Below are 6,911 nucleotides of genomic sequence, written 5' to 3' on the forward strand. Positions count from 1 at the left end.
GTTCCAGTTTTGTTCGAGTTTGCCGCTATGGCCGGTTTACTGCGCGCCGCCATCGGACGAATGCGTCATTCCAGTCACAGGAAGGGTGGTTGCGCCAACGCATCCGTCCGGTCGCGGTCCGCAGCAAGCCGGCTCACACAAAAAAGCAGGCAGCGGCGCCAATATGATCATTTGTCATTTCGGGTTTATGATGCCCAACGGCAGCTAGATAGAAGCCCCTGAATTGGACTTATGGAGCACCTATGCAGACTTTGTACCCGCAGATCAAACCTTACGCCCGGCATGATCTGGCAGTGGAAGAGCCTCATGTGCTGTATGTCGATGAAAGCGGCTCGCCGGAAGGCCTGCCGGTGGTATTCATCCACGGCGGCCCAGGTTCGGGATGCGATGCGCAGAGCCGTCGCTACTTCGACCCGAATCTGTACCGCATCATTACTTTCGACCAGCGCGGTTGCGGCCGATCCACCCCTCACGCCAACCTCGAAAACAACACCACCTGGCATTTGGTCGAAGACCTCGAACGGATCCGTAAACACCTCGGTATCGACAAATGGGTGCTGTTTGGCGGTTCGTGGGGCTCGACACTCTCGCTGGCCTACGCGCAGACCCACCCCGACCGCGTACATGCCCTGATTCTGCGGGGTATCTTTCTGTGCCGTCCGCAGGACATCAGATGGTTCTACCAAGAGGGCGCCAGTCGTCTGTTCCCCGATTACTGGCAGGATTATGTGGCGCCGATCCCTCAGGATGAGCGGGGCGATCTGCTCAAGGCGTTCCACAAACGGCTGGTGGGCACCGACCAGATCGCTCAGATGCACGCCGCCAAGGCGTGGTCCACGTGGGAGGGGCGTACCGCCACGTTGCGACCGAACCCGCTGGTGGTGGATCGCTTCTCCGAGCCGCAGCGCGCGCTGTCCATCGCCCGCATCGAATGCCATTACTTCACCCACAACGCCTTCCTTGAAGAGAACCAACTGATCCGCGACATGCCGAAAATCGCGCACTTGCCAGGAATCATCGTGCATGGCCGCTATGACGTGATCTGCGCACTCGACAATGCGTGGGAATTGCACCAGAACTGGCCGAACAGCGAGCTGCAAGTGATTCGCGATGCGGGGCACGCGGCCTCCGAACCAGGCATTACCGACGCGCTGGTCCGTGCGGCCTCGCAAGTGGCGCGGCGTTTGCTGGATCTTCCGCCAGAAGAGGCATAACCGGGGCAAAAGGATCGAAACTGTGGGAGCCGGCGCGTAGCAAGCCGGCTCCCACAGGATTTGTGTGAATCCAGTAAATGTTTAGAAGGTTATAAATGAAGGGTTTGCTCCAGCGCGTGCGTTCAGCTCGCGTCGATGTCGCGGGCCAGGTGGTGGGTGCCATCGATCAGGGGTTGCTGGTGCTGGTTGGGGTCGAACCTCAAGACACCCGGGCCAGTGCCGACAAGCTTTTGCACAAGCTGCTCAACTACCGGGTGTTCAGCGACGCCGACGGCAAGATGAACCTGTCATTGAACGATGTGGGCGGCGGATTGCTGCTGGTTTCTCAGTTCACACTGGCAGCTGACACCAAGAGCGGCATGCGTCCCAGCTTCTCGAAAGCTGCGCCGCCCGCCCTGGGTGCCGAATTGTTTGACTATTTGCTGGAAAAGGCTAAAACCTCGCACGGGACGGTCGCGTCGGGCCAATTTGGTGCGGATATGCAGGTGCATTTGATCAATGATGGCCCTGTGACATTTTTGCTTGAGACGTGAAACCCGGGCTTTCGCTGACGTCCCCGAATTTATTAGGCGAAAAAGCCATAAATACTTTGTTTCCCCTGATGCGTTGTAACGCGGGCTACTAGATAATCGCGCGCTACGAAGGCGAGTGAAAACTCGCCAGATCGGTAAAAACGCAGACTGGTCCGACACCGCTTGGGGAATCATTGGCCCCTTTTGGAGTCGGAACAATGCTCGCCAACCCGGCATTTGAAAGCTGGCCGTTGGTTTCTTCATCTGTTTTCGGCGAGGGTTGCTCGTGATTGTTAGTCCATGTAATGCACCAAAGACCCCTGGCAAGCGCCTGCGTGGCGCCTTGTTGGCCGGGTCGGCTTTATTTTGTCTGTTCGGCGCCAGCCAGCTTTGGGCGTTCGATCTTGACGACGTGGCGACAAAGGCCAAAGAACTGGCCGGACAGAAATTCGTAGCCCCAAAGAGCAACCTTCCAGCGGAATTCCGCGACATGAAGTTTGCCGACTACCAGAAGATTCGCTTCTTGCAGGACAAGGCCGAATGGGCCGCTGACAAGACACCATTCAAAATTTCGTTCTATCACCAGGGCATGCACTTCGACACGCCGGTGAAGATCAACGAAGTCACCGCCACTTCGGTTAACGAGATCAAATACGATCCGAGCCGTTTCACCTTCGGTGACGTCAAGTTCGACCCCAAATCCACCGAAAACCTGGGCTATGCCGGTTTCCGCGTGTTGTACCCCATCAACAAAGACGACAAGCAAGACGAAATCATGACCATGCTGGGCGCGAGCTACTTCCGCGTTATCGGCAAGAATCAGGTTTACGGCCTGTCGGCCCGTGGCATGGCCATCGACACTGCTATGTCGTCGGGTGAAGAATTTCCACGTTTCACCGAGTTCTGGATCGAGAAGCCAAATCCGGATGACAACCATCTGGTGATCTTCGCGCTGTTGGATTCCCCTCGGGCCACCGGTGCTTACAAACTGACATTGCGCCCGGGCACCAATACGTTGGTCGACGTGCAATCGCGCATGTACCTGCGTGAAAAGGTCGGCAAACTGGGCGTTGCGCCGCTGACCAGCATGTACTTGTTCGGCGCCAACCAGCCGTCGAAGGTCCTCAACTACCGTCGCGAGCTGCACGATTCCAGTGGTCTGTCGATTCAGGCAGCCAATGGCGAGTGGATCTGGCGTCCGCTGAATAACCCGAAACATCTGGCTGTCAGCAGCTTCTCGGTAGAGAACCCGCGCGGTTTCGGTCTGTTGCAGCGTGGCCGCAACTTCAGCCACTACGAGGACCTGGACGACCGCTACGACAAACGTCCGAGTGCCTGGATCGAACCGAAAGGCGACTGGGGCAAGGGCACCGTGGATCTGGTAGAGATCCCGACCGCTGACGAAACCAACGACAACATCGTTGCGTTCTGGAAGCCTGAGACCCAGCCAGAGCCGGGTCAGCCGATCGACTTCAACTACCGTCTGCACTGGACCATGGATGAAGACTCCATTCACTCGCCTGATCTGGGCTGGGTCAAGCAGACCCTGCGTTCGACCGGTGACGTGAAGCAGTCCAATCTGATTCGTCAGCCTGATGGCAGCGTTGCCTACTTGGTGGACTTCGTTGGTCCGACCTTGGCCAAACTGGGTGAAGACCCGGCTATTCGGAGTCAGGTCACTACCGACGACAACACCGAGTTGGTCGAAAACAACCTGCGTTACAACCCGGTCACCAAAGGCTGGCGTCTGACGCTGCGCCTGAAGGTCAAGGACTCGAACAAGAACGTGGAACTGCGCGCTTACCTGCTGCGCGAGACCCCGGTCGAGCCTGGCAAGGAACCGGCACTTATTACCGCTGACAAATCAGACAAGAAGCCTGAGAAAAAAGCGGACGCCAAAGCAGCGGCTGTCGCCGCCGCGCCTAAAGACGAAAAAGCTGAAATCGTCAAAACCGATGCCGTGAAAGCCGGTGATGCGAAAGACGCCAAAGTGGCGAAGGCAGACGTCAAGGCCGAGGGCAAAGACGCGAAGGGCGACGCGGCCAAAGCTGATGCTGCCAAACCTGCCGACGCTGCGAAGGTCGCTGAAGCCAAGTCCGATGAGGCGTCCAAACCTGAAGCGGCTCTGGGCGACGCTGCCAAGGCCAACAAAGGTATCAAAGACACCACGCAGCCAGCGGTAGAGGCTGCATCCACCCAACAGGCTTCGGCGATGAATCAGCAGATTCTGACCGAGACCTGGAGCTACCAGTTGCCAGCCGATGAGTAATTCACACGCCGTGCCTGAGTCTCTCGTTGAGTACCTTGCACATTTGCCGATGAGCGACGAGCAGCGGGCCGAACTGGCCAGCTGCACCTCGTTCGCTGAGCTGCACGAACGCCTTTCAGCGCAGCCCGTCACCGACACCGCCGAGGCCGCTCAGGCTTCGGTGGGCCGTCGCCTGACGCTGACCACCGCTGACGAGCTGCACGACGCGGAAATGCTGACGGTCGACGCCAGCGGTCGTGTGTGCCTGAAGGCGACGCCGCCGATTCGTCGTACCAAAGTTGTGCCTGAGCCATGGCGGACCAACGTCCTGCACCGTGGCTGGCGCCGTCTGACAGGTAAAACCAACCCGCCGAAACCGGCCAAGGACGATTTGCCGCGCGACTTGCCGAAGTCACGCTGGCGCACGGTCGGTTCGATTCGCCGCTACATTCTGCTGATTCTCATGCTGGGCCAGACCATCGTCGCCGGCTTCTACATGAAAGGCATTCTGCCGTACCAAGGCTGGTCGCTGGTCTCGTTCGACGAAATCAGCCGTCAGACCTTGTGGCAAACCGCTGTTCAAGTCATGCCCTATGCGCTGCAGACCACCATTCTGCTGATGTTCGGGATCCTCTTCTGCTGGGTGTCTGCCGGTTTCTGGACCGCCCTGATGGGCTTTCTCGAATTGCTCACCGGGCGCGACAAATACCGCATTTCCGGCGCCAGCGCTGGTAATGAGCCGATCGAAGCGGGTGCCCGCACTGCGCTGGTGATGCCGATCTGTAACGAAGACGTGCCTCGGGTATTTGCCGGTCTGCGCGCGACGTTCGAGTCGGTCGCGGCCACCGGCGATCTGGACCGTTTCGACTTCTTCGTGTTGAGCGACACCAACGAAACCGACATCGCCGTTGCCGAGCAACAGGCGTGGCTGGACGTGTGCCGCGAGACCAGCGGCTTCGGCAGGATTTTCTACCGCCGTCGTCGTCGTCGTGTGAAACGCAAAAGCGGCAACCTCGACGACTTCTGCCGTCGCTGGGGCGGTGAATACCGTTACATGGTCGTGCTCGACGCCGACTCGGTGATGAGTGGCGAGTGCTTGACCAGCCTGGTGCGTTTGATGGAAGCGACCCCGGACGCCGGTATCATCCAGACCGCACCACGCGCATCAGGTATGGACACGCTGTACGCCCGCATGCAGCAGTTCGCCACCCGCGTGTATGGCCCGCTGTTCACCGCCGGCCTGCACTTTTGGCAGCTGGGCGAATCCCACTACTGGGGCCACAACGCGATCATCCGCATGAAGCCGTTCATCGAGCATTGTGCGTTGGCGCCTTTGCCCGGGAAGGGCGCGTTCGCGGGTGCGATTCTGTCCCACGACTTCGTCGAAGCCGCGCTGATGCGCCGCGCGGGTTGGGGCGTGTGGATTGCTTACGATCTGCCGGGCAGCTACGAAGAACTGCCGCCCAACTTGCTGGACGAACTCAAGCGCGACCGTCGCTGGTGCCACGGTAACCTGATGAACTTCCGGCTGTTCCTGGTCAAAGGCATGCACCCAGTGCATCGGGCAGTGTTCCTGACGGGCGTCATGTCGTACTTGTCCGCGCCACTGTGGTTCCTGTTCTTGGTGTTGTCGACAGCATTGCTGGCGGTCAACACATTGATGGAGCCGACCTACTTCCTGGAGCCACGTCAGCTTTATCCGCTATGGCCACAATGGCATCCGGAGAAGGCCGTTGCGCTGTTCTCGACCACCATCGTGCTGTTGTTCCTGCCTAAGCTGCTCAGTGTCATCCTGATTTGGGCTAAAGGCGCAACAGGTTACGGCGGTCGGATCAAAGTCACGCTGTCGATGCTCCTGGAAATGCTGTTCTCGATGCTGCTGGCGCCGGTACGGATGATCTTCCACACCCGCTTCGTGCTGGCCGCGTTCCTCGGCTGGGCCGCAACCTGGAACTCTCCGCAGCGCGACGACGACTCCACGCCGTGGAGCGAAGCGGTCAAGCGCCATGGTCCGCAAACCTTGCTGGGCTTCGCATGGGCATTGCTGGTGGCTTGGCTGAACCCAAGCTTCCTGTGGTGGCTGGTGCCGATCGTCGGTTCGCTGATGCTGTCGATTCCGGTCTCGGTGATTTCCAGCCGCACCAATCTTGGCCTGAAGGCGAAAGATGAGAGCCTGTTCCTGATCCCGGAAGAGCACACGCCGCCGCAAGAATTGGTGTCTACCGACCAATACACCCATGAGAACCGCTGGCACGCGCTGCACGATGGCTTCATTCGCGCGGTGGTCGATCCTCAGCAAAACGCCCTGGCCTGTGCACTGGCTACGTCGCGTCACCTTAAGGCAGAGCCGATTGAGTGGATGCGTGTCGAGCGGGTTCGTCATGCGATCAAAGGCGGCCCTGAGCACCTGAACAACCACGAGCGCTTGCAGTTGTTAAGCGATCCGGTTGCGCTGGCGCGCTTGCACGAAGCAGTCTGGGCGGAAGGCAACGAGGCATGGCTCGAAGCGTGGCGAGCGTCGGTCAAGGCCGATCCTCATGCGCCGCTGCTGCCGTTGCAGCCCGCGACCCACCTGAATGCGCCGTCGCTGGCCAATGCCTGATTGACGCAGTCGGGACAAAAAAAGCGCCGCCTTAGACTGATCTTCGGCGGCGTTTTTGTCTGTGTGTGAACAGGTACAACCTCCAGCAGCCGCAGTTCCTGTAGGCGTAAGCTTGCTCGCGAGGCGTCCTGTCAGCTGTCCCAGTGTTGACCGACCTGCCGTCATCGCGAGCAAGCTCACTCCTACAGAGAGGGGCGGCCCCTGTAGACATTGCGGCCAGCCAACCTGTAGGCACGTGGCTTGTCCCGTGATCTGCCGGGAACCGACAGCAAACAGGCTTATGAGATGTGTCTGATACTCCGTAACTTCCCGTGGGAGTGAGCCAACTGTCTTTA

The 6,911-nt window shown here is 59.2% G+C and carries 4 protein-coding genes; all 4 read left to right on the forward strand.

Annotated elements, in window-relative coordinates; translation table 11 throughout:
* The first annotated feature begins 242 nt into the window (after positions 1–242).
* The 4 genes from pip (at position 243) to mdoH (ending at position 6,576) form a co-directional block, all read left to right on the forward strand.
* Entirely contained in the window at positions 243–1,214 is a 972-nt protein-coding gene (gene pip, locus B3N48_RS19315) for a prolyl aminopeptidase (protein WP_296186510.1), read from the forward strand.
* A gap of 95 nt (positions 1,215–1,309) precedes the next feature.
* Entirely contained in the window at positions 1,310–1,747 is a 438-nt protein-coding gene (gene dtd / locus B3N48_RS19320) for a D-aminoacyl-tRNA deacylase (protein ID WP_296186512.1), read from the forward strand.
* A gap of 259 nt (positions 1,748–2,006) precedes the next feature.
* On the forward strand, positions 2,007–3,995 hold the full coding sequence (locus B3N48_RS19325; protein WP_296186513.1) for a glucan biosynthesis protein G: 1,989 nt from the start codon (positions 2,007–2,009) through the stop codon (positions 3,993–3,995).
* On the forward strand, positions 3,988–6,576 hold the full coding sequence (mdoH, locus tag B3N48_RS19330) for a glucans biosynthesis glucosyltransferase MdoH (RefSeq protein ID WP_296186514.1): 2,589 nt from the start codon (positions 3,988–3,990) through the stop codon (positions 6,574–6,576). Before B3N48_RS19325 ends, mdoH begins: the two co-directional genes overlap by 8 nt.
* Positions 6,577–6,911: the final 335 nt, after the last annotated feature.

It is taken from the genome of Pseudomonas sp. UBA1879 (genome assembly GCF_002338065.1).
In the GTDB taxonomy this organism is placed as follows: domain Bacteria; phylum Pseudomonadota; class Gammaproteobacteria; order Pseudomonadales; family Pseudomonadaceae; genus Aquipseudomonas.